This window comes from Ferrimonas sediminicola, from assembly GCF_005116715.1.
GTDB lineage: Bacteria > Pseudomonadota > Gammaproteobacteria > Enterobacterales > Shewanellaceae > Ferrimonas > Ferrimonas sediminicola.
The window spans coordinates 279436-303077 of record NZ_SWCI01000005.1 but is presented as its reverse complement, the minus strand read 5'-3'; the positions used below and the strand labels follow the sequence as shown (position 1 = coordinate 303077).

Here is a 23642-nt window from a genome sequence, read left to right as displayed (position 1 = left end):
GTCTTAGAGCCCACCGCCTGAGTCTCTGCCGACATGCCTCGGGTGAACGTAGAGGGATGACAAAGCCACTGGACCCTGGCGTCCGCCAGGGAGACGAGGGTGCGAGCGGGATTGGGAGCACCCTGTTGCCGGCTGTTGTGTGGGCCGGGAGTCTGTCTGTTAAGGGCGGCCCGATCACCAAAGCTCGCAGATTCGCACAGAGCCAGCTTTCTCCACGGTGGCTTCCCCTGGCACGGTCACTCCGGCGCAGGCCGGAGCCCAGTGTCTTAGAGCCCACCGCCTGAGTCTCTGCCGACATGCCTCGGGTGAACGTAGAGGGATGACAAAGCCACTGGACCCTGGCGTCCGCCAGGGAGACGAGGGTGCGAGCGGGATTGGGAGCACCCTGTTGCCGGCTGTTGTGTGGGTCGGGAGTCTGTCTGTAAAGGGCGGCCCGATCACGAAAGCTCGCAGATTCGCACAGAGCCAGCTTTCTCCACGGTGGCTTCCCCTGGCACGGTCACTCCGGCGAACGCCGGAGCCCAGTGTCTTGGTTCGCACAGTTCAAATGATTTATCGGAAGCTTGAGGTTGGCTATTTCGAATTGTATTGCGGGCGATGGCAAGCCCGAAAGGGTCATTGCGGCAGGCAGCACTCCCAAACGAAAACGGGGCCCAGGGCCCCGTTTTCATCTCATTCGGCGGTCAGTTCACCGGCCAACTCTTCCGGGGACATCACCTCCCCTTCGCCGGCGCGGGTGGGCACTAGGGCCACGTCGAAGCCGTCCTGAGTCATGCCGGGCACCCACTTGGCCAGGAAGTCGTCCAGGGGGATCCCCATGGCGCGGCAGCCTTGGTACTCCTCGGTTGCCCAGCTCTCCGCCAGATCTTCGTCATGCCACAGCAGCAGGCACTGCTCCTCGCCGGTGTCCACCAGCACACAGCCCTGATCGTTGGCCAGGGTCCACACTACCTGCTTCTCCTGCGCCTGTGCCACGAACTGGGCAAAGCGCTCTTTGCTGGTCAGACGGTAGAAGTCGTTAATCTGTTCTTCGGTCAGGGGCATGGGCTGGGTCTCGATAATCTATTGGGGCGCGGATTATAACAGCAGCCGGGTTCCATAACCAAAGAGAACCCATTTATAAGTATGAAGAACCGCTAATTTGCCCGCTAAGTTCAGCTTGGTAACAATGTGTCCGAGTGTTTTTTGGAGAATGCACCATGTCACTGCCAAGTCTGCTGCAGAAGACCCTGCAGCTTCCGGCCGTTGCCGCCCCCATGTTTCTGGCGTCGGGGCCGGATCTGGTGATCGAAACCTGTAAGAGCGGGGTCGTCGGCAGTTTCCCCGCCCTCAACCAGCGCACCAGCGAGGGGTTTGAGCAGTGGTTGATCACCATCAACGAGGCGCTGGCCAAACACGGCTACGGCGCCGGGGCCCGGGTGGCCCCCTACGCGGTTAACCTGATAGTCCACGCATCCAACCCCCGTCTGGAGGCGGATCTTCAATTGTGCATCAAGCACAAGGTGCCGATCGTCATCACCTCCCTGGGGGCGGTGCCCGAACTGGTGGAGCGGGTGCATGAGTATGGTGGTCTGGTGTTCCACGATGTGACCACGGTGCGTCACGCCCGCAAGGCGGCCGCCACCGGTGTTGACGGGCTGATCTTGGTGGCCGCCGGGGCCGGTGGCCACGCCGGCACCCTGAGTCCCTTTGCCCTGCTGGCGGAGGTTCGTCAGCTGTTCCAGGGTACCCTGTTGCTGGCGGGGGCCATCTCCAGCGGCCAGGACATCGCCGCCGCACAGCAGATGGGGGCGGACCTGGCCTACATGGGCTCCCGGTTTATCAATACCCAGGAGTCCACTGCCGATCCGGGCCACAAGAAGATGATCCAGTGCGCCAGCGCCGCCGACATCCTCTATACCCCGAACATCTCCGGAGTGGCGGCCAACTTCCTCAAGGAGAGCATCGTCAATGCCGGGCTGAATCCCGACGAGTTGGCGCCCAAAGCCGGGATCGATTTCGGCCAGGAACTGACACCCGGCGAGAAGCAGGGGGGCGCCTGGTCGAAGATCTGGTCCGCTGGTCAGGGGGTGGGTGCGATCAAGGACATTCCCACGGTGGCCAACCTGGTGCAGCAGCTCAAGGTGGAGTACAAGGATGCGGTGCTGGCTCACCATGAGTTGGCCAAACCCTACCTCAAGTAAATGAGTATCTTCGCTTGATGACGTCGGTATCAATAAGGGCTCCCTCGGGAGCCCTGGTTGATCATGGGGACTCGGCTGAGGGAGCCTTCTCGGTCATCGATCCGCGCCGGCGCCGGGTATCTAACAGCACAGCTGAACTGAGGGTCGGCGGGGAGCCAGCTCTTTCCACAGAGGTTTCCCCCAGCACGGTCACTCCGGCGCACGCCGGAGCCCAGTGTCTTGGCTGGCACCGCCGTTGCCGGTGCCTACATGGCTTTGATGAGCACCCAGGGATAAAGCCACTGGACCCTGGCGTTCGCCAGGGAGACGATGGTGCGGGTGAGATTGACAGAACTCTGTTGCCGGCCGCGGTGTTTGTTGACGTTTACTTGATTGTTCCAGCGGTAACTGCAGGTTCGCAAGGTGTTCGCTCAATCCACTGTAGCTTCCCCCAGCACGGTCACTCCGGCGCACGCCGGAGCCCAGTGTCTTGGCTCGCACAGCCGGTGCCTACATGGCTTTGATGAGCACCCAGGGATAAAGCCACTGGACCCTGGCGTTCGCCAGGGAGACGATGGTGCGGGTGAGATTGACAGAACTCTGTTGCCGGCCGCAGTGTTTGTTGACGTTTACTTGATTGTTCCAGCGGTAACTGCAGGTTCGCAAGGTGTTCGCTCAATCCACTGTAGCTTCCCCCAGCACGGTCACTCCGGCGCAGGCCGGAGCCCAGTGTCTTGGCTGGCACAGCCAGTGCCTGTGCCGACATGGCCCGGGTGAGCACCGAGGGATAAAGCCACTGGACCCTGGCGTTCGCCAGGGAGACGATGGTGCAAACGAAGCTGGAAGCCCCCTGCTGTTGCCATTGCAGAGACCCGGGGAGTCCATTCCTTCTACGGTTGCTCTCTCCGCTGGCTGAGTTGAGAGGCCGCAAAACAAAAAGGGCCCCGAGGGGCCCCTGTTACTCTGAAGGGGGAGGCTCAGGCCGCCTCAGGTTTGCGATCACCCATCAGCTCGGCGCCGGCGAAGGGATCGTCATACACCTCCTCATCGAACTCACCCTCGGACTTGGCCACAATCACGGTGACGGCGGCGTCGCCGGTGACGTTCACCGCGGTACGCACCATGTCCAGCAGACGGTCCACGCCCAGGATCAGGGCAATGCCCTCGACGGGTAGGCCCACCTGGTTCAGCACCATGGCCAGCATGATCAGGCCGACGCCGGGTACACCGGCGGTACCGACGGAGGCCAGGGTGGCGGTGATGATTACCATGACGTAGTCGCCGATGGTCAGATCGATGGCGAACACCTGGGCGATGAATACCGTGGCGACACCCTGCATGATGGCGGTGCCGTCCATATTGATGGTGGCCCCCAACGGCAGGGAGAAGGAACTGATGTTGTTGTGAACCCCCAGGCGGTAGTTGGCGCTCTCGATGGTCACCGGCAGGGTGGCATTGGAGCTGGCGGTGGAGAAGGCGAACAGCTGAACACTGCGCATCTTTTTCAAGAAGGTGACAGGACTCAGGCCGGTGGCCAGTTTCAGCAGGGTGGGGTAGGTCACCAGGCCATGGACAAACAGCACCGCCAGAACCAGGAAGAAGTATTTGATGACGCTGCCGAAGGTCTCAAGTCCCAGGGTCAGGGCCAGTTTGGCCATCAGGGCGAACACGCCATAGGGCGCCAACTGCATCAGGATGGTGACCAGTTTCATCACCACTTCGTTGATGTCTTCGAAGAAGTTGCGTACCCGGGCGCCGCGTTCACCGCTCTGGCTGATGGCCACGCCGAAGATGATGGCGAACACGATGATCTGCAGCATGGAGCCCTTGGCCATGGCGTCGATGGGGTTGCTGGGGACGATGTTGACCAGCACCTGGCTCAGCGGAGGCGCCTCCTTGGCGTCAAATGCCAGTCCCTCTGCGGCCATGGAGGCGCTGCCGGGATGAACGATCACCGCCGCGGTGATCGCCAGGGTGATGGCGATGGCGGTGGTGGTCAGGTAGAACGCCAGGGTCTTGCCGCCGAGGCGTCCCAGTTTGCCCGGGTCGGACAGGGAGGCGGTACCGCACACCAGGGAGACAAACACCAGGGGCACCACCAGCATCTTCAGCGAGGAGACGAAGATATTTCCGATAACGCTGAACAGGCCGTCCACCAGATAGGTCTCGACCAACTCACTGCCGGGGAATAGGACCCTGAGTAATCCGCCGATGGCAATGCCGGCAAACATGCCAATCAAAATCTTGGCAGTCAGGCCCATTTTCTTTTGCATATTTTCAGTCATGCAACTTCCTTCATTCGGTTCTCTTTTTTTTATGCGGCCTAAGCCTAGCAGGAACTTTGCAGCGGAAAAAAGGGGGTAAATGTAGAATTTCACCATTCATTTGGGCAAATGATGCGATGATGGAAATTCATGGTGGCGAACTTGTTGGTATTGGTTAGTCTTAAGGTTGCCGGGATGCCAGGGAGTGGTGTCCTCAGTGTGACAGGGAGTCCCGCAATGGATTTTGTCATTCGTCAGTTATTTGTCTCTTTTTTCCTCATTTTGTTGGTGAGTTGTGGCGGCGGCGACGGCCTGGAGGAGGGCAGTTCGGAGGAGTTACCTGCCACATATGTCCTGTCGTTGCAACTGCTCGATCTGTCCGGCCAGCCCACGGAGCAATTTTTTTCCGACGAGGCTGTGCGCCTGTCAGCCCGCCTGCAGTCGAGCAGCGGCGATGTAGCCTCGCGAAGGTTGGGGCTGGCGATCAGCGGCTCGCGCATGGCGCAACCGCTTTCCTACGCCATGACCACCAACCAGGCCGGGGTTGCCACCCTGGAGATCCCGCCGGGTCGTCTCAAAGGCCGGGGCGAGATCCTGGCAAGCTACGGCTCCCTGGCCCAGGCGTCCCTTCCCTTTGACGCCCAGACACTGAAACTGGTCTTAAGCCTGACCGACCGTAAAGGCGAGCCTCTGCATACCCTGACTCCGACCCAGCCTGGCCAGTTGACAGCCTATCTGTCCGACGACGGCAGCCCGGTCCCCTATGCCCTGGTGCGTTTCTCCCTGGGAGAGGTGGGGGCCCTGACCCCGTCGACGGGCTCCGCCTTGACCGATGCCGACGGCGTCGCCAGCGTCACCCTGCTGGCGGGTCAGGATGCGGGCGCGGGCCTGGTCCAGGGGATGGTCAGCCTGGACGGGGTTGAGCTCAGTCGCTCCCTGGCCTTTGCTTCTACCGGGGAGGCCAGTTCGGGGGAGCCTGTCGGGGGAGAGCAGCTGTTGATCGCCCTGCTCAGCAGCGCCAGCGGCGCCAGCACCAGTGAGATCTCGGCAGACGATCCCGGCCTGGTTCAGGTGCAGCTCCTCGACAGTGCCCAGCGGCCGGTGGCCGGGCGGGTGGTCAGCTTTACCACCACCTTGGGCCAGTTCCTGCCGGCCAGTGCCACCGCCCTTACCGACAGCAGCGGCCGGGCCAGCATCCTGCTCAAGGCGGGCAGTATCCAGGGCGCCGGTGAGGTGGAGGCGAGCTTCGACGGGGTGGTGACTCGGCTGGGATTTGTCACCCTGGGCGATGAGATCGATCCGGACTCGGTGGTGCCGCAGATCGGCCTGGCCCTGTACGACTGCAACGAGGCGGCGGGCTGGGATCGGGCCGTTCGCAATTTCGAGGCATGCCAGCCGACCTCCAACATCACCAATGCGTCGCCCGGGGTGGTGGCTATAACCCTGACCCAGAGCGGCAGCAATCAGCCCCTGCCCCAGAGACTGGTGAGTGCCTCCACCACTCTGGGTGCCATCAGCCCGGCGGCGGGGACCGCCATGACCGATGAGCAGGGGCGGGCCCTGCTGGACCTCTATGCCAATGGGGATCTGGGGGCCGGGGAGTTGACGGTGGAGATTGCCAACCAGTCACGGCTGCTGGCGTTCGAGGTGGGCAGGGTCAGTGTCCGCCTGGCGGTGTCCAACTCCCTGGGCGAGCAGACCCTGCCGGCCGGAGGCAGCGCCATAGTGCGAGTAGAGACCCTGAACCCGGATGGCACCCTGGCGGTGGACCAGCCGCTGGTGCTGGAGCTTAGCTCCCAATGTGCCGCCGCCGGCCTGGCGCAGATCGACTCGCCGGTGACCACGGTGGCGGGGGTGGGGCTGGCCACCTATCTGGCTCAGGGGTGCCAGGGCCAGGACAGGATCGGTGTCAGTGCCCAGACCGGGGGCAGCACCGTGGTGGGGGAGACCCAGTTGATGGTGGCGGAGTCCGCCATCGGTTCCCTGCAGTTTGTTTCTGCCGAGCCGGGGCAGTTGGCGCTGAAGGGCAGTGGCGGCATCGACGGGGCCGGGCAGCGCTCCGAGACCGCCCTGGTGACCTTCCGGCTGCTGGATCAGTCCGGGGCCGCCGCCTCTCAGGAGAAGGTCTGTTTCGAGCTCTCCACCGGAGCCGGTGGCCTGAAGCTAAGTCCCGAGCCGCAGCCCCAGGATCTGGTGGCCTGCCCCAATGTGGACCAGGATGCCACCGATCTCAGCCGTTACGCCGTGGGCTACAGCAACAGCCAGGGGCGGGTGTCGGTGACCGTCGGTGCCGGGGATGTGCCCACCCAGGTCAAGGTGTTTGCGGTGTGGGCCGGCAGCGACGGCGGTGGCCACCCTTCGGTGGTCTCCAATCTGTCCGATGCCCTGGTGGTGACCACCGGGCTGGCGGATGATGACAGCCTCTCCCTCAGTGCCTCACTGCTCAACCCCGAGGCCTGGGAGTTTGATGGCGAGGAGGTGGTGCTGACCATGATGGCGGCGGACCACTTCAACAATCCGGTGCCCGACGGCACCCTGGTGACCTTTACCGCCGAAGGGGGGGCCATCGACGCCCGCTGTGCCACCAAGAGCAGCGATGACGGTTCCGGTCCGGAGGGGGCATGCCAGGTCACCTGGCGAAGCCAGAGCCCTCGGCCCTTCTATATACCGTCGGCGGTCACCTGCCCAAGCGGCGATCCGCCCCCCTGCCTGGGAGACACGCTCGAGGCGCACTTCAACGGCCTGGGGTCGGTGATCGCCGAGCCCAGACCGGGGCGGGCCACGGTGATGCTCCGGCTGATTGGCGAGGAGAGTTTTGTCGACCTCAACGGTAACGGGGTATTTGACGGCGCGCCCGAGAGCTACGTCGATCGCACCGAGGCGTTCCGGGACGACAATGAGGATGGCCTGTACCGCAACTACAGCGTCGACGGCCTCAGCCAGGACGGTGCCGTATCCGCCGGGGCGGTGGCGGAGGAGTTTTTCGATTACGATGCCGATGGCCAGTTCGATGGCGTCGACGGTCTCTATACCGGTTTGCTGTGTCATGGCGAGGCGGCGGCCCAGTGCGTGGATAGCGGCCTGGATCCCGGGCGGGCGCAGCTGATGCTGTGGCGCAACCTGACTCTGGTGATGTCCGGTAGCGTACCCTTTGGCAAGTTGCGCCAGCTGGGCAGCGGCGGGGCACTGCAGAGTGTCGTTCAGCTTGATCTGGTCAGCAATGACAGCCAGTCGGTACTGCTGTTTCTGTCGGATCAAAACAATAACCCGCTTCCCTACGGCACCAGGGTGACGGCGTCCACCTCCAATGGTCAGCTGGTGGGGGTGACCGACTACACCCTCGGCAGCACCAATGCGATGATCCCGGGCTACTTCAGCTTCACCGTGGAGCAGGAGACCAGTCCCAATGACCGGACTCAGGGCACCCTGACTATTACCGTGGCGACGCCGAAGGGCACCCCTGCCGCCTTCTCGGTGTCGGTGCTCGATGGTGGTTAGCCATATAGCGGGATTAAGGGCAAAGGGTGCCCTGGGCACTGTGTCTGCACAGTGCGGCCAGCTCAAAGAGGCTGACACAGTCGCACAGAGTCAGTTCAAGCCACTGCGGCTTCCCCTGGCACAGCCACTCCGGCGCACACCGGAGCCCAGCGTCTTGGCTGGCACCGCCTGTGCCTGTGCCGACATGGCCCGGGTTAGCGCCGAGGGATAAAGCCACTGGACCCTGGCGTTCGCCAGGGAGACGATGGTGCGGGTGGCGACCAGAGCACCCTGTTGCCGGCTGTTGCCTGGGTCGGGAGTTTGTCTGTAAAGGGCGGCCCGATCAGGAAAGCTCGCACAGTCGCACAGAGCCAGCTCTCTCCACTGCGGCTCCCCCCAGCACGGTCACTCCGGCGAACGCCGGAGCCCAGTGTCTTGGCTCGCAGGGGCTTTGAGTGTTGTGGGGACCTTGGGTGACCCTCCGTTGCTGCTTAAAGCCACTGGACCCTGGCGTACGCCAGGGAGACGATGGTGCGGGTGGCGACCAGAGCACCCTGTTGCTGGCTGTTGTGTGAGTCGGGGGAGTGCCTGCAGCGGGGGCAGATCAAGGAGGCTGGCAGATTCGCATAGAGCCAGCTCTCTCCACTGCGGCTCCCCCCAGCACGGTCACTCCGGCGAACGCCGGAGCCCAGTGTCTTGGCTCGCAGGGGCTTTGAGTGCTGTGGGGACCTTGGGTGACCCTCCGTTGCTGCTTAAAGCCACTGGCCCCTGGCGTTCGCCAGGGAGACGATGGTGCGGGTGGTAAGCCGTGTACCTTGTGGCTGGCGGCGGTAGGTGTGGAGTAAAGGGAGGCTGAGAAGGGTGAGGGAATCGATCTGCTGTTAGTGGACTGATGCTGGCTGTATAGTGCCAGTGTACTTAGGCGCTGATTCAATCCGGTGCAGCTCCCCCCGGCACAGTCGCTCCGGCGCACGCCGGAGCCCAGTGTCTTGGCTCGCAGGGGCTTTGAGTGCTGTGGGGACCTTGGGTGACCTTCCGTTGCTGCTTAAAGCCACTGGCCCCTGACGTTCGCCAGGGAGACGATGGTGCGGGTGGTAAGCCGTGTACCTTGTGGCTGGCGGCGGTAGGTGTGGAGTAAAGGGAGGCTGAGAAGGGTGAGGGAATCGATCTGCTGTTAGCGGACTGATGCTGGCTGTATAGTGCCAGTGTACTTAGGCGCTGATTCAATCCGATGTAGCACTCCCCTGCACAGTCACTCCGGCGCACGCCGGAGCCCAGTGTCTTTCCGTTCGGTGAGGTAGGATGCACTCCGACACCGGATGAAGAAGGATAATAAAGCCACTGGCCCCTGGCGTTCGCCAGGGAGACGATGGGGGGGAGTGCGGTCTTTTCGCTCCAGGCCCTCCCGGTATCCTCCTTGATAGAGGAGTTAAAACACCGGTTCGCCCCGCAGTTCCAGCTCGGCGGCGCGGGCCTGCTCTTGTTGCAGCAACTGGACGATGGCGTCGACGCAGCGCACTACCCGCAGCTGGACGAAGAAGGGCTCCGCCTGGGGATACTGCATCAGGATGTAGCGCAGCCACTGCTTGATGCGGTTGGGGAAGTAGATGGACTTTTCGCCGGCGATCTCCCTCATGGCGTAGTCCGCCATCAGCGCTACCACCTGAGACCAGGAGTAGGCGGCCTCGGTGCCGCGCACCACCTGGGCCAGGTTGGGGACCGCCAGGGCGCCGCGGCCGAGCATGATGTCTTGGCAGCCGCTTTGTTCCAGGCAGGCCAGGGCATCGGCACGGTTCCAGATCTCGCCATTGGCAATGACCGGGATGGCGAGGGCGCGGGCGATGGGGGCGATTGCGGCCCAGTTGATCCGCTCGGCACGGTAGCCATCCTCCTTGGTGCGGGCGTGGACCACCAGCTCGGCGGCGCCGCCGGAGGCGGCAGCGTCGGCGATCTCCATGGCCCTGTCGCCACTGTCCCAGCCCAGGCGTACCTTGGCGGTGACCGGCAGATGGGCGGGCACCGCCTGGCGAACCGATTGGACCACCTGGTAGATCTGTTCCGGGTTCTTCAGCATCACCGCTCCGCCATGGGAGCGGTTGACCGATTTGGCAGGGCAGCCAAAGTTGAGATCGATGCCCGGAGAGCCGAGCTCGGCGGCCAGGGCGGCATTCTCCGCCATCCACTGGGGATGTTGCCCCAGCAGCTGAACCCGTACCTCGGTGCCGGCCAGGGTTTGGCCGCCCTGCTCCAGCTCCGGGCACAGCCGCCGATAGACCTTTTCCGGCAGCCGTTGCTCCACCACCCTGACGAACTCTGTAACACACAGGTCGTAGTCGTTGATCTCCGTGAACACTTGCCGCATCAGAGGGTCCATTACCCCCTCCATCGGCGCCAGAATCACTCTCATAGTCCGCTAAACCCTCTCATGCCAAGGCGCGACAGTGTACCAGCCCCCACTCATGGCTTCATCCCTAGCAGGCCGAAACGGGTTTGAAAACCGACGAGATCAAAAAAAGTTGATATATTGTGAAATGGATCCTGTGGTCGCTGGGTCTAGTATCGTGAGCCAGCGAACTACCGCGCTGGGTTAACAATGGTTTAAAAATCGACGATTAGAAGGATGCTTAAGATGAACACTATGAAGAAAACCACTGTTGCTGCAGCGCTGGGTCTGTGTGTGGCGGGCGTATCCATGGGCGCGGCGGCGGCCGATACCAACCCCTTTGGCGCCCAGGAGCTGTCCTCCGGCTATCAGCTGGACGGCGATAAGCACAAAGAGGGCAAGTGCGGTGAAGGCAAGTGCGGCGAAGGGAAGATGAAGGGCAAGGAGGGCAAGTGCGGTGAAGGCAAGTGCGGCGAAGAGAAGATGAAAGCCCGCGAAGGCAAGTGTGGTGAAGGCAAGTGCGGCGAAGGGAAGATGAAAGCCCGCGAAGGCAAGTGCGGTGAAGGCAAGTGCGGCGAAGGGAAGATGAAGGGCCAGGAGGGCAAGTGCGGTGAAGGTAAGATGAAGGGCCAGGAGGGCAAGTGCGGTGAAGGCAAGGTAAAGAGCCGCGAGGGCAAGTGTGGCGGCGAGTCCAAGTCTAAAGAGGGCAAGTGCGGCGGCGACGCCTGAGCCCCGGCCTGACCGAACCACAACTCAAGGCTGGCGTGTGCCAGCCTTGTTGTTGAACCCGAGGAAAATCAGGTTCAAAGGGGATGGCGATCTCCCCCCGAGCCGGGAAGAGAAGGAGAGCAGCATGATTACAGGGGCCGGACTGGGACTGAGGCGGGAGATGGTGGATGAGTTCATCCTCGATGGCGTGCCGTCGTCGGTGAACTTTCTCGAGGTGGCACCGGAGAACTGGATGAAGGTGCCGCCCAAGCTGGCGCACAAGTTCAGGGCTCTGACCGAGCAGTACCCCTTTGTCTGTCACGGCTTGTCCCTCTCCATCGGCGCGCCCGCGCCCCTGGACCTGGGCTTTGTGAAGCAGATAAAGCTGTTTCTCGACACCCATGGCATCGAGCTCTACTCCGAGCACCTGAGCTACTGCTCTGGCAACGCCCACATGTACGATCTGATGCCGATCCCCTTTACCGAGGAGGCGGTGTCCCATGTGGCAGAGCGGATTCGAACGGTGCAGGAGATCATCGAGCGTCCGCTGATCATCGAGAATGTCTCCTACTATGCCGAGCCCGGGGCCACCATGGATGAGGTCAGCTTCATCAATGCGGTGCTGGCGGAAAGTGACTGTCGGCTGCTGCTGGATGTAAACAACATCTATGTGAACAGCATCAACCACGGGTACGATGCCGACGCCTTCCTCGAGGGGATCGATGGCGGCCGTACCGCCTACTACCATGTGGCGGGCCACTACCGTCAGGCGGAGGACTTTGCGGTGGACACCCATGGCGCACCGGTTATTGACCCGGTTTGGCGGCTGCTGGCTAAGGCCTATGAGCGCCACGGCATCCATCCGACCCTGCTGGAGCGGGACTTCAACCTGCCCCAGACCCGGGAACTGGTCGCCGAGATCGACCGCATCCACCAGATTGCCAGCCAGGCCAAAGGGGTCAAGGAGAGCGCATGAACGATTTCAAGGCACGCCAGAACGCCTTCATGGCCCACATCCGCGATCCGAGCGCCCCCAGGCCCGCGGGGATCCCCGCCGAGAGGATGGCGGTCTACCGCGAACTGATGCTCAATAACATCGGCACCTTTGTCGACAGCGGCTTCCCGGTGCTGAGGTCCCTCTACCAAGAGGCACAGTGGCTGGCCCTGCAGCAGGCGTTTTTCGCCAGTCACGACAGCCACTCGCCGCTGTTTGTGGATATCGCCGCCGAGTTTCTGCTGTTCCTCAAGGGGTGGGAGCCCAGGCCCTGCGATCCCCCCTACCTGGAGGCGCTGGCGGCCTATGAATACCTGGAGCTGAAGCTGGATGTGATGCCTGAGGCCCTGCACCAGCAACCGCTGTCGATAGACGATGACCTGTACCGGGTGCCACTGTTGCGCAACCAGGTGCTGGAGGTGGGGGACTACCCCTATCCGGTGCATCAGGTGTCTCGTCACAACCCTAAGGTGGATCCGGCTCACACCCTGCTGCTGGTCTACCGGAATCGGGATCTGGATATCGCCTTTATGGCGATCAACCCCATGACCCGGGCCCTGCTGGATGCGTTGGATCCGCTTCAGCCGGTCTGTGCCGACGCGCTGATCCTGTCGATGCAGGGCCAGTTTCCCCAATTTGAGGCCCAGGTGATCGAGCAGGGCGTGATCCAGATCCTGGCCCAGATGGCTCGCGCCGGGGTGGTGGTCAAACCGTGTTCATAAATTGAGAGCCGGGGAGACTTTGCCATGGAATTGGCGAGAAATTGTTTCAAACATAATCGTATTTCGCCGAATCTGCTTCTTTGGTTGTGATCTGCGACACACCCTCCTGGCTTGCGGTTTCGTAGACTGCGCCCAGGATTGAACAGTCGGGTGCAGACGATGACCAAGCACATATTGGTGGTGGACGACAACGCCGCCAGTCGGGCGAGGATCCAGGAGGTCCTGACGGTGGCCGGGATGTCGGTGGTGGTGGCGGAAAACGGCATGCAGGCCCTGCTGATTGCCAAGAGCGAGCGACTGGATGGGGTGGTCACCGATCAGGTGATGCCGATGATGGACGGTTGCCACCTGTGCCAAATGCTCAGGGAGATCCCGGCCTATCGCCAGATCCCCATAGTGTTGCTCACCACCGAGGCCGGGCCGGCCTTCCAGGAGGAGATGGAGGCGTGCGGAGTGCCGGTTTGGTTGGAAAAACCACTTACGGAACAAAAGCTCGCACTCATTGCGACGGAAATGTTACACCCGTCTGTTGCAACCAAAACTAAAGCTGCTTAAGCTATAGCCGAAAAAGGTAGTAGTCATAAAGGCCCATCTGCTGAACCTTATTTCAGCGCAGTGGGCTTTTTTGTTGTTTTTTTGCCGTCGCATCTGCGGCGAAATGGTAAGCCCTTTAACCATGAACCAAGATAAACTGACGCTGATCAAAGACAGCATCAAAACCGTGCCGGATTACCCCAAGCCAGGCATCATGTTCCGTGATGTGACCTCCCTGATGGAGAATGCCGAGGCCTACAACGCGTCTATCGACCTGTTTGTAGAGCAGTTTCGCGATGCAGGTATCACCAAGATTGTCGGCACCGAAGCGCGCGGCTTCCTGTTCGGAGCTCCCCTGGCCATCGCCCTGGGCGTGGGCTTCGTTCCCGTGCGTAAGCCTGGTAAGCTGCCCCGCAAAACCATCGGCCAGTCCTACGAGCTGGAGTATGGTCAGGACACCCTGGAACTGCACGTTGATGCCATTGAAGCGGGCGACAAGGTCCTGGTAGTGGATGACCTGCTGGCCACCGGTGGCACCATTGAAGCGACCGTCAAGCTGATCCGCTCCCTGGGCGGTATCGTGGAACATTCCGCTTTTGTCATCTCCCTGCCCGACCTGGGCGGTGAGCAGAAGCTGGAAGCGCTGGGTCTGACCATCACCAAACTCTGCGAGTTTGAAGGAGATTGATGGTCTTCTAGCCGAGCCGGGCATTCTGCCCGGCTTTTTTGTACCTGGGTTCCCGTGATAGCATCAACCTCTTAGCGAAGCATCGCCTTCGAAGGATTTTACGGGACATACCATGGCATATCAGGTTCTGGCGCGTAAGTGGCGCCCGGCCAGTTTCGACGAGGTGGTTGGTCAGCAGCATGTGCTCAAGGCCCTGACCAACGCCCTGGAGCAGGATCGCCTGCACCACGCTTACCTTTTCACCGGCACCCGAGGGGTGGGCAAGACCAGTATCGCCCGCCTGTTCGCCAAAGGGCTCAATTGCGAACAGGGGGTGACCGCCACCCCCTGCGGCCAGTGCTCCGCCTGCCAGGAGATCGCCGAGGGCCGCTTCGTCGACCTGATGGAGATCGATGCCGCCTCCCGCACCAAGGTGGACGATACCCGGGAGATCCTGGATAACGTCCAGTACCAGCCGGTGCGTGGCCGCTACAAGGTGTACCTGATCGACGAGGTGCACATGCTGTCCCGCCACAGCTTCAACGCCCTGCTCAAGACCCTGGAGGAGCCGCCGCCACACGTGAAGTTTCTGCTGGCCACCACGGATCCGCAGAAGCTGCCGGTGACCGTGCTCTCCCGCTGCCTGCAGTTCAACCTCAAGAGTCTGCCCGCCGAGCGCATCGCCGAGCACCTGAGCCGGGTGCTGCAGGCGGAAGCGGTGTCCTTCGTCCCCGAAGCGGTCAACCTGCTGGCGCGGGCGGCCGAGGGCAGTGTCCGTGATGCCATGAGCCTGACCGATCAGGCCATCGCCCACGGCAATGGCGGCCTGGCTTTGGCCGAGGTTCAGGCGATGCTGGGTACCCTGGACGCCGGTTATAGCCTGAAACTGCTGCAGGCCCTGGTTGCCGGGGATCTCCAGGGGGTGATGGCTACCCTGGAGGAGATTGACCAGTTTTCCCCCGATTACGATGACCTGCTGAAACAGCTGCTGGAACTGCTTCACGCCCTGGCGATGACCCAGTTCTCGGTCGGGGCGGCCAGGCTGCAGGAGCAAGGGGCGGCCCTGCTGCCCCTGGCCAGCCGCCTGAGCCGGGAACAGGTGCAGCTGTGGTATCAGATGCTGGCGGAGGGGCGACGCGACCTGGTCCTGGCCCCCGATCCTCGCAGCGGCCTGGAGATGACCCTGCTGCGGGCCCTGGCGTTTTCGCCGGTGACCGAGGTACCGCCGCTGACCCCATCCCTGACCGACCAGCCTGCGGCCCTGTCCCCCATCGCTGTTGCCGGCCAGGTTCCGCCCGAGTCCCGGCCTGCCATGCCTGCTCAGGCACCGATGCCCCAGGTGGGCAGCGGTGACCCGGATGTCTTGGCGGCAGAGCAGCAGATGCTGCTGAGTCAGGCGGAGCAGCTGCGCGGGGCCCCCGTCGCGGAGGCCCGGGTTGAACCTCAGCAGCAGCCGGTCGCCCAGGAGCCGAAAGCCGAAGCGGGTTCGTCGGTCGAGCCTGCAGCCGAACCGGCCGAGCCCCCGGTCGCCGAATCCGAGCCCGCCCCTGACGCGGCACGGCCGCAGTCCGAACCGGCCGAGGCTCAGCCAGCGAGCGGCCCCATGAGCCTTATGGCGCGCGCCCTGGCCAACCGCGAGCGGCTGAGCCAGATGGGCCAGGTCGAGGAGGAGGACTCAAAAAAGCCGGCGCCCCTGGTGAGCGCGGCTCCCAGGGGAGGGAAGGCGGCTAGCGCCAAACCGCAGCAGGCAGAGCCGGCCCGCAGCGATCAGGCCGAGGCCGCCATTGAGACCAGGGACCGCCCTGAATTTGCTCAGGCGGAGCCTGCCAAAGAGGCCGCCAAGCCCGCTCCCACTCAGCAGGCGTATGCCCCGGAGTCCATCCCCCTGGAAGCCTATGGCGAGTATGCCGGCCCCTCCCAGGAGGAGACCGCGGCGCCTTACCCCGACGAGGTGCCCGCCCAGCCCGAACCCGAGCCGGCTGGCCAGCGGCCACGGCAGCCGCCGCAAGCGCCGGTGCCGCCGCCCCCGGCGAATGCCCAGGCGTCACCCCCTCAGCCGGCGGCGCCGACCAGCGCCTCTGAGGCTCGGCCAGCCGGTAGTGGCTCAGTCCCCTCTGGCAACCCGGAGGATCTGGCCTGGTATCAGGCGATCTTCGACCTGGGGGTGGCCGCCCGGGCCCGCCAGTTGGCGATCAACTCGCTGATGCAGCGGCAGCAGGACCGGGTGACCCTGCTGCTCAAACCGGAGCAGCGTCACCTGATGCACGACAGCGTGCTGGGACAGATCCGGGAGAAGATGGTGGCGCTGTGGCAGCAGCCCATCGAACTTAAGGTGGAGATTGGCGAGCTGCCCGGGCGGGAAACGCCGCTGGAGATCCGGCGCCGCCTGCATAGGGAGCGGCTGGCCCAGGCCAAGGTGACCCTGCTGGAGGATCCCAGCGTCAGCTGGCTGATGGCAGAATTTGATGCACAACTCATCGATGAATCGATCAGTTATAAATAAGCTTAGCGAACGGGAATGAATCCGTTAACATACGCCCTTTATGGCGCCAACCAGTAAAGAGAGAACCGAATATGTTTGGTAAAGGTGGTATGGGCAACCTGATGAAGCAGGCCCAGCAGATGCAAGAGAAGATGCAGCAGGCTCAGGCCGAGATCGCTGCCATGGAAGTGACCGGCGAAGCCGGCGCGGGGATGGTAAAGGTGACCATGACCGGCAGCCACAGCGTCCGTCGCGTGGAGATCGATCCCTCCCTGATGGAGGATGACGTGGAGATGCTGGAGGACCTGATCGCCGCCGCCTGCAACGATGCGGCTCGTCGCGTCGAGGAGACCTCCAAGGAGAAGATGGCTGCCCTGACCGGCGGCATGGGTTTGCCCCCAGGCTTTAAGATGCCCTTCTGATGAAATTCAGTCCCCTGGTCGATGAGCTGATCAAGAGCCTTCAGTGCCTGCCTGGGGTGGGTCCCCGTTCGGCCCAGAGGATGACGTTCCAGCTGCTGGAGCGGGACAGGGTGTCCGGTCACAAACTGGGCGAGGCCCTGACCAAGGCGATGGCGGATGTGGGTCACTGCAACCGCTGCCGCACCTTCACCGAGGAGCCGCTGTGCCCGGTGTGCGCCAACCCCAAGCGGGGGGAGTCCGGCCAGGTCTGTGTGGTGGAATCCCCGGCGGATGTGCTGGCCATCGAGACCAGCGGCCAGTATGACGGCCGCTACTTCGTGCTGATGGGTCACCTCTCCCCCCTGGACGGCCTGGGGCCCGATGAGATCGGCCTGGATAAGCTGGAGGCGCTGATCCGGGAGGAGGCCCCCAAGGAGCTGATCCTGGCCACCAACCCCACGGTCGAGGGGGAGGCCACCGCCCAGTACATCGCCGACATGTGCAAGGGCAGGGGTGTCCGGGTCAGTCGCATCGCTCATGGTGTGCCGGTGGGCGGCGAGCTGGAGTATGTGGATGGCACCACCCTGGCCCTGTCCCTCAGTGGCCGTCGCGATCTCTAGCCTCTGATGAAGTTAGAAAAAATCCCGCCCCTGTGGCGGGATTTTTTTTGGCTGTCTAAACTCAGGTGAGAATCGCACCACACTCCTACTAACACTTTATAACTATGGGCGCCCCGGCGCCCGCCCGCGCACAGTGCGTGGGAATAATATGGATTTTTGGGTTATGGACGACGATGTACTCATCGACCTAATCGAGCAGGCTTACGATTGCGCCATCGATGGCCAGTGGAACAGCCTGCTTGAGCGCATCTCTCCCGCCTTTGGCGGCTCCAAGGTACTCCTCTCCTCCGTTCGGCAGCCCGGCAACGGCTCGCACCTGGTCTGTACCACCCATGGCATGGACGATCTGCTGCACGGCTACCTGGACCAGATCCACCTCGACCCCTGTTTCCAGGTGGTGAGCCAGCGTCCCGATGAAGCGCTGTGCATGAGCCCCAGGATGAAGCAGCGGCTTGACACCAGTCCGGTGTCGCACTGGTACCGAAGGATGGAGGCGGATCATGCCATTGGCCGGATCTACCCAGGCAGCGAGTCTGCCGCCCTGTTTGCCATGAACCGCACGGCGCTGCAGAGCCAATACTCCCCGAGGGAGCAGGCGGGATTTGGCGTGCTGTCGGCCCACGTGGGCGGCGCGGTGCGCAGTGCCCTGGCCCTGGCGGACCAGGTGCACCAAAGGCTGAGTCAGTGGCAGGCGGACAGGGTCAACAATGATGCCGCCCTGGCCATCGTCCGGGCCAACGGTAGCCCGGTATTCATGAGTCAGGCGATGGAGCAGCTGCTGGAGCGCGGAGGCCCATTCCGTTGGCACAAGGGGGGCCTGAAGCTGAAGGATCCCTGGCACGACCTGATTCTGGCCCGGGCCCATCAACTGGCGGTCAACACCAAGGTCAGTTGTCGCTTCGGCAGCTCCATTCCGGTGGCTGAGCAACGGATGCAGGTGGTGCCGCTGTCCGACTCCGTCTATGAAAACGCCGCCCTGTGGCTGATCTCTTAGCACCAACGTCTCCCTGGCGAGCGCCAGGGGCCAGTGGCTTCATCCCTCAGTGCTCAGCCGGGCCATGTCAGCACAGGCACCGGCAGTGCCAGCCAAGACACTGGGCTCCGGCGTGCGCCGGAGTGACTGTGCCAGGGGAAGCCGCGTTGGCTTGAACTGACTCTGTGCGACTGTGCCAGCCTCCTTGAGCAGACCGCCCGCTGCAGACACTCCCCGGCTCACACAACAGCCGGCAACAGGGTGCGCGCCATCCCGCTACACGCCCTCGTCTCTCTGGCGAGCGCCAGGGGCCAGTGGCTTTATCCCTCGGCGCTCAGCCGGGCCATGCCGGCACAGGCACCGGCAGTGCCAGCCAAGACACTGGGCTCCGGCGTGCGCCGGAGTGACTGTGCCAGGGGAAGCCGCGTTGGCTTGAACTGACTCTGTGCGACTGTGCCAGCCTCCTTGAGCAGACCGCCCGTTGCAGACACTCCCCGGCTCACACAACAGCCGGCAACAGGGTGCGCGCCATCCCGCTACGCACCCTCGTCTCCCTGGCGAGCGCCAGGGGCCAGTGGCTTCATCCCTCAGTGCTCAGCCGGGCCATGTCAGCACAGGCACCGGCAGTGCCAGCCAAGACACTGGCCTCCGGCGTGCGCCGGAGTGACTGTGCTGGGGGGAGCCGCAGTGGAGAGAGCTGGCTCTGTACGAATCTGCCAGCCTCCTTGATCTGCCCCCCGCTGCAGGCACTCCCCCGACTCACACAACAGCCAGCAACAGGGTGCGCGCCATCCCGCTACGCACCCTCGTCTCCCTGGCGAACGCCAGGGTCCAGTGGCTTTATTCCTCGGCGCTCAGCCGGGCCATGTCGGCACAGGCACCGGCAGTGCCAGCCAAGACACTGGGCTCCGGCGTGCGCCGGAGTGACTGTGCCAGGGGAAGCCGCGTTGGCTTGAACTGACTCTGTGCGACTGTGCCAGCCTCCTTGAGCAGACCGCCCGCTGCAGACACTCCCCGGCCCACACAACAGCCGGCAACAGGGTGCTCCCCATCCCGCTACACGCCCTCGTCTCCCTGGCGAACGCCAGGGTCCAGTGGCTTTATTCCTCGGCGCTCAGCCGGGCCATGTCGGCACAGGCACCGGCAGTGCCAGCCAAGACACTGGGCTCCGGCGTGCGCCGGAGTGACCGTGCTGGGGGAAGCTACAGTGGATTGAGCGAACACCTTGCGAACCTGCAGTTACCGCTGGAACAATCAAGTAAACGTCAGCAAACACCGCGGCCAGCAACAGAGTTCTGTCAATCTCACCCGCACCATCGTCTCCCTGGCGAACGCCAGGGTCCAGTGGCTGTCATCATCCGGCTACAGAGCACTGGTACCTCGCCGCACCGCAAGCCGACGGTTTTAAGCGAGGATTGACGCAAAAATGGCCAACAAGGGGCAGTGCGCCCTAAAATTCTTGTGTGAGTGGTTGAAATCATTGGGAGCGACCCCATCTGAGAAGGAGTACAGAATTTATCTAGACTGCCAGGAGAAATAGAGCATGTCCGTGCAACAGGAAACCCATGGTTTTCAGACCGAAGTGTCCCAGCTGCTGAAGCTGATGACCCATTCTCTGTATTCCAACAAGGAAATCTTCTTGCGCGAGCTGGTGTCCAACGCCGCCGACGCTGCCGATAAGCTGCGCTACCGCGCCCTGTCCGATGCCGACCTCTACCAGGGCGATGGCGAACTGCGGGTGCGCCTGAGCGTCGATACCGACGCCGGTACCCTGACCATCAGCGATAACGGCATCGGCATGACCCGGGATGAGGTGATCGAGCACCTGGGCACCATCGCCAAGTCCGGCACCGCCGACTTCTTCTCCCAACTCTCCGGTGACGCCGCCAAGGACTCCCAGTTGATCGGCCAGTTCGGCGTAGGCTTCTACTCCGCCTTCATCGTGGCCGATAAGGTGACCGTGCGCTCCCGTGCCGCCGGCTTCGACGCCGATGCCGGTGTCCAGTGGGAGTCCGCCGGTGAGGGCGACTTCACCGTGGCCAATATCGAGAAGCCCCAGCGCGGCACCGACATCATCCTGCACCTGCGGGAGGAGGAGAAGGAGTTCCTGGATGAGTGGCGGCTGAAGTCGATCATCGGCAAATACTCCGATCACATCTCCATCCCGGTGGAGATGTGGCAGGAGGGCGAGCCCGAGCGTGAAGAGGGCGGGGAGACCATCCCGGCCACCGAGGGCCAGTGGCAGCCGGTGAACAAGGCCACCGCCCTGTGGACCCGCAACAAGTCCGACATCTCCGACGAGGAGTACCAGGAGTTCTACAAGCACGTCGCCCACGACTTCGAGGATCCCCTGGCCTGGGCCCACAACAGGGTGGAGGGCAAGCAGGAGTACACCTCGCTGCTCTACATCCCCGGCCGCGCCCCCTTCGATCTGTGGAACCGCGAGCGTCAGCAGGGCCTCAAACTGTATGTGCAGCGGGTGTTCATCATGGACGATGCCGAGCAGTTCATGCCCCAGTACCTGCGCTTCGTCAAAGGCCTGCTGGACTCCAACGACCTGCCGCTGAACGTCTCCCGCGAGATCCTCCAGGACAACAAGGTGACCCAGAGCCTGCGTACCGCCCTGACCAAGCGGGTGCTGACCATGCTGGAGCGGATGGCCGCCAACGATGCCGACAAGTACCAGAAGTTCTGGGGCGAGTTCGGCAACGTGCTCAAAGAGGGCCCGGCCGAGGATTACGCCAACAAGGAGAAGATCGCCAAGCTGCTGCGTTTCGCCTCGACCCACAGCGATTCCAGTGCCGAGACCGTCTCCCTGGAGGAGTACCTGAGCCGCGCCATCGAAGGTCAGGAGAAGATCTACTACATCGTCGCCGACAGCTATCAGGCGGCCAAGAACAGCCCGCACCTGGAGCTGCTGCGCAAGAAGGGCATCGAGGTGCTGCTGATGTCCGAGCGCATCGATGAGTGGCTGATGAGCCACCTCACCGAGTTCGACGGCAAGCAGTTTGTCTCCGTGACCCAGGGGGACCTGCAACTGCCCGAGTCCGATGAGGAGAAGGCGGAGGCCGAGAAGCAGGCCGAGGAGCACCAGGCGCTGCTGAGCCGTTTCAAGGCGTCTCTGGGTGACAAGGTGAAGGAGGTGAAGATCTCCCAGCGCCTGACCGACTCCCCCTCCTGCATCGTCACCTCAGAGCAGGACATGTCCAGCCAGATGGTGAAGATGATGAAGGCGATGGGCCAGGAGGTTCCCGAGGTGAAGCCGGTGTTCGAACTGAACCTGGAGCACCCGCTGGTGGCCAAGCTGGAGCAGGAGCAGGATGAGGCGCGCTTCGGCAAGTGGGCCGAGCTGCTGCTGTCCCAGGCGATGCTGGCGGAACGCGGCAGCCTGGAAGACCCCTCTCAGTTCGTGGCACAGATGAACAGCCTGTGGCTGGAGCTGTCCAAGTAACACCCTAACCCGGGCCGGAGCCTGCCTCCGGCCCCACAGGACCCTATATGCAACAGCAAGCACAGATCCTCGAGGCGAACGCCCAAAACATTCAGCAACTGGTGGACCAGTCCATGGACCGCCCGGTGGTGCTGAACTTCTTCTCACCCCAGGCGTCTGAGTGCCAGCCGGTGACCGCGCTGCTGACCCGCCTGGCCAGCGAGCGCGCCGGCCAGTTTGTGCTGGCCAACGTCGACTGCGACACCCAGATGGAACTGGCGGGTTACTTCCGCATCCAGGCGCTGCCTACGGTGCTGGTGCTCAGCCAGGGCCAGAGTGTCGACGGTTTCGCCGGGCCCCAGCCGGATGCCATGGTGGAGCAGATGCTGGAGAAGCACCTGCCCAAGCTGTGGCAGCTGAAGCTGGAGCAGGCCAAGGCGCTGGCGGAGCAGAAGCAGTGGGACCAGGCCCTGCCGCTGCTGCGTGACGCCCTGGCCCTGGAGGAGAACAGTGCGGTGAAGCTGGCGCTGGCGGAGGCCTACCTGCAACTGGGGCGTCCCGGCGAGGCCCAGGGGTTGCTGGACACCATCCCCATGGCGGATCAGGACAGTCAGTACCGGGTACTGATGGCCCAGTTGGAGCTGGCTCAGCAGGCGGCGGATACCCCGGAGATCCGGGCGTTGCAAACCAAGCTGGAGGCCAATCCGGATCAGCCTCAGGTGGTGGTGGAGCTGGCGGTGGCCCTCAATCAGGCCGGTCGTCAGGAGGAGTCCCTGGAGGCGCTGTTCGCCCTGCTCAGGGGCAACATGACCGCCGCCGATGGCGAGGCCCGCCGGGTGTTTATGGACATCGTCAATGCCCTGGGCCAGGGCGACCCGGTGGCCAACCAATACCGGAGAAAGTTGTACAGCCTGTTGTATTAGTGCTGCAAAAAGGTCAGTATGATCAAGCCGAGCCCATGCTCGGCTTGTTAGTGTTTTGCCCCTGTATAATAACCCTGCCACTGATTGCCGGTGTGGTAAAGGCATAAATGTTAATGAATTTTGAGCGTCAGTGCTCCCATTCGCGCTGAATTATCCAAAAGTCTATCTTAACGGCCCTTCACATCCATCCTGGGCTATGCCAAGATCGCCGGATCAGAAGTCAAGAGAAATAGTAAGAGGACTGTCGAATGCGCATTATCCTGTTGGGAGCGCCGGGCGCCGGAAAGGGAACTCAAGCCCAATTTATTATGGAGAAGTATGGTATCCCCCAAATCTCCACCGGTGACATGCTGCGAGCCGCCATCAAGGCAGGCACCCCCCTGGGTCTGGAAGCCAAGAAGGTGATGGACGCAGGTCAGCTGGTTTCCGATGAGATCATCATCGGCCTGGTGAAGGAGCGTATTGCACAGGAAGACTGTGTGAACGGCTTCCTGCTGGACGGCTTCCCCCGCACCCTGCCTCAGGCCGACGCCATGAAGGACGCCGGCATCAAGGTGGATCATGTGATCGAGTTCGACGTGGCCGACGAGGTGATCGTTGAGCGCATGAGCGGTCGTCGCGTGCACCCCGGCTCCGGCCGTGTGTACCATGTGGTGTACAACCCGCCCAAGGTCGAGGGCAAGGACGACGTCACCGGCGAAGAGCTGGTGATCCGTGCCGATGACGAAGAGGCCACCGTGCGTAAGCGCCTGGCGGTGTACCATGAGCAGACCAAGCCCCTGGTGGATTACTACAGCGCCGCGGCCGAGCAGGGCCTGAACCAGTACCACAAGCTGGATGGCACCCGGGCCGTGGCCGAGGTATCCGATCAGATTGCCGGGTTGCTCTCCTAAGAGGCGGCC

Annotated in this window: 17 protein-coding genes; 14 read left to right on the top strand and 3 right to left on the bottom strand. The window is 62.9% G+C overall.

The genetic code is table 11. The annotated features are described in order from the left end of the window. Window positions 1-672: 672 nt before the first annotated feature. Window positions 673-1044, bottom strand: coding sequence for a DUF2750 domain-containing protein (locus FCL40_RS10555; protein ID WP_136853264.1), 372 nt, complete (start codon window positions 1042-1044; stop codon window positions 673-675). 155 nt (window positions 1045-1199) lie between these two features. Between FCL40_RS10555 and FCL40_RS10550 the strand changes: the two genes are divergently transcribed. After that, a complete protein-coding gene (locus FCL40_RS10550; protein WP_136853263.1) occupies window positions 1200-2183 on the top strand; it encodes an NAD(P)H-dependent flavin oxidoreductase in 984 nt (327 codons plus the stop codon). Window positions 2184-3139: 956 nt separating this feature from the next. Here the strand turns inward: FCL40_RS10550 and FCL40_RS10545 are convergent. Further along, window positions 3140-4447: a dicarboxylate/amino acid:cation symporter gene (locus tag FCL40_RS10545; protein ID WP_136853262.1), complete on the bottom strand. Its 1308-nt coding sequence runs from the start codon at window positions 4445-4447 to the stop codon at window positions 3140-3142. A 216-nt stretch (window positions 4448-4663) separates the two neighbouring features. Here FCL40_RS10545 and FCL40_RS10540 point away from each other — a divergent pair, with 216 nt between their 5' ends. Further along, entirely contained in the window at window positions 4664-7924 is a 3261-nt protein-coding gene (locus tag FCL40_RS10540; RefSeq protein ID WP_136853261.1) for an invasin, read from the top strand. A gap of 1408 nt (window positions 7925-9332) precedes the next feature. Here FCL40_RS10540 and dusC read toward each other — a convergent pair. Then, the gene (gene dusC, locus FCL40_RS10535) at window positions 9333-10310 is read right to left on the bottom strand and encodes a tRNA dihydrouridine(16) synthase DusC (RefSeq protein WP_136853260.1); all 978 of its coding nucleotides are present in this window, start codon (window positions 10308-10310) and stop codon (window positions 9333-9335) included. 222 nt (window positions 10311-10532) lie between these two features. Here dusC and FCL40_RS10530 point away from each other — a divergent pair, with 222 nt between their 5' ends. The 12 genes from FCL40_RS10530 to adk all read left to right on the top strand — a co-directional run bounded on the left by FCL40_RS10530 (window position 10533) and on the right by adk (window position 23633). Then, complete coding sequence (locus FCL40_RS10530; RefSeq protein ID WP_136853259.1) at window positions 10533-11015, top strand: HvfA family oxazolone/thioamide-modified RiPP metallophore; 483 nt, start codon at window positions 10533-10535, stop codon at window positions 11013-11015. Window positions 11016-11139: 124 nt separating this feature from the next. Next, window positions 11140-11970 (top strand): HvfB family MNIO-type RiPP peptide maturase, encoded by an 831-nt coding sequence (locus FCL40_RS10525; RefSeq protein ID WP_136853258.1) that lies wholly within the window; start codon window positions 11140-11142, stop codon window positions 11968-11970. Beyond that, the gene (locus FCL40_RS10520) at window positions 11967-12710 is read left to right on the top strand and encodes an HvfC family RiPP maturation protein (RefSeq protein ID WP_136853257.1); all 744 of its coding nucleotides are present in this window, start codon (window positions 11967-11969) and stop codon (window positions 12708-12710) included. The genes FCL40_RS10525 and FCL40_RS10520 overlap by 4 nt, the downstream gene beginning before the upstream one ends. A 159-nt stretch (window positions 12711-12869) precedes the next feature. After that, a complete protein-coding gene (locus tag FCL40_RS10515; protein ID WP_136853256.1) occupies window positions 12870-13265 on the top strand; it encodes a response regulator in 396 nt (131 codons plus the stop codon). Window positions 13266-13386: 121 nt separating this feature from the next. Continuing rightward, window positions 13387-13932 (top strand): adenine phosphoribosyltransferase, encoded by a 546-nt coding sequence (gene apt, locus FCL40_RS10510; RefSeq protein WP_136853255.1) that lies wholly within the window; start codon window positions 13387-13389, stop codon window positions 13930-13932. Between the two features lie 112 nt (window positions 13933-14044). Beyond that, a complete protein-coding gene (gene dnaX / locus FCL40_RS10505) occupies window positions 14045-16414 on the top strand; it encodes a DNA polymerase III subunit gamma/tau (RefSeq protein WP_136853254.1) in 2370 nt (789 codons plus the stop codon). Window positions 16415-16485: 71 nt separating this feature from the next. Next, window positions 16486-16815 (top strand): YbaB/EbfC family nucleoid-associated protein, encoded by a 330-nt coding sequence (locus FCL40_RS10500; RefSeq protein ID WP_136853253.1) that lies wholly within the window; start codon window positions 16486-16488, stop codon window positions 16813-16815. Then, a complete protein-coding gene (recR, locus tag FCL40_RS10495) occupies window positions 16815-17414 on the top strand; it encodes a recombination mediator RecR (protein ID WP_136853252.1) in 600 nt (199 codons plus the stop codon). The genes FCL40_RS10500 and recR overlap by 1 nt, the downstream gene beginning before the upstream one ends. Window positions 17415-17577: 163 nt before the next feature. Continuing rightward, window positions 17578-18408: a hypothetical protein gene (locus FCL40_RS10490; protein ID WP_136853251.1), complete on the top strand. Its 831-nt coding sequence runs from the start codon at window positions 17578-17580 to the stop codon at window positions 18406-18408. A gap of 1522 nt (window positions 18409-19930) precedes the next feature. Then, window positions 19931-21838, top strand: coding sequence for a molecular chaperone HtpG (gene htpG / locus FCL40_RS10485; RefSeq protein ID WP_136853250.1), 1908 nt, complete (start codon window positions 19931-19933; stop codon window positions 21836-21838). Window positions 21839-21885: 47 nt separating this feature from the next. Further along, window positions 21886-22740 carry a tetratricopeptide repeat protein gene (locus FCL40_RS10480; protein ID WP_136853249.1) on the top strand — a complete coding sequence of 285 codons (855 nt, stop codon included), beginning with the start codon at window positions 21886-21888 and terminating at the stop codon, window positions 22738-22740. Between the two features lie 248 nt (window positions 22741-22988). Next, a complete protein-coding gene (gene adk / locus FCL40_RS10475; protein WP_136853248.1) occupies window positions 22989-23633 on the top strand; it encodes an adenylate kinase in 645 nt (214 codons plus the stop codon). The last annotated feature ends 9 nt before the right edge of the window (window positions 23634-23642 follow it).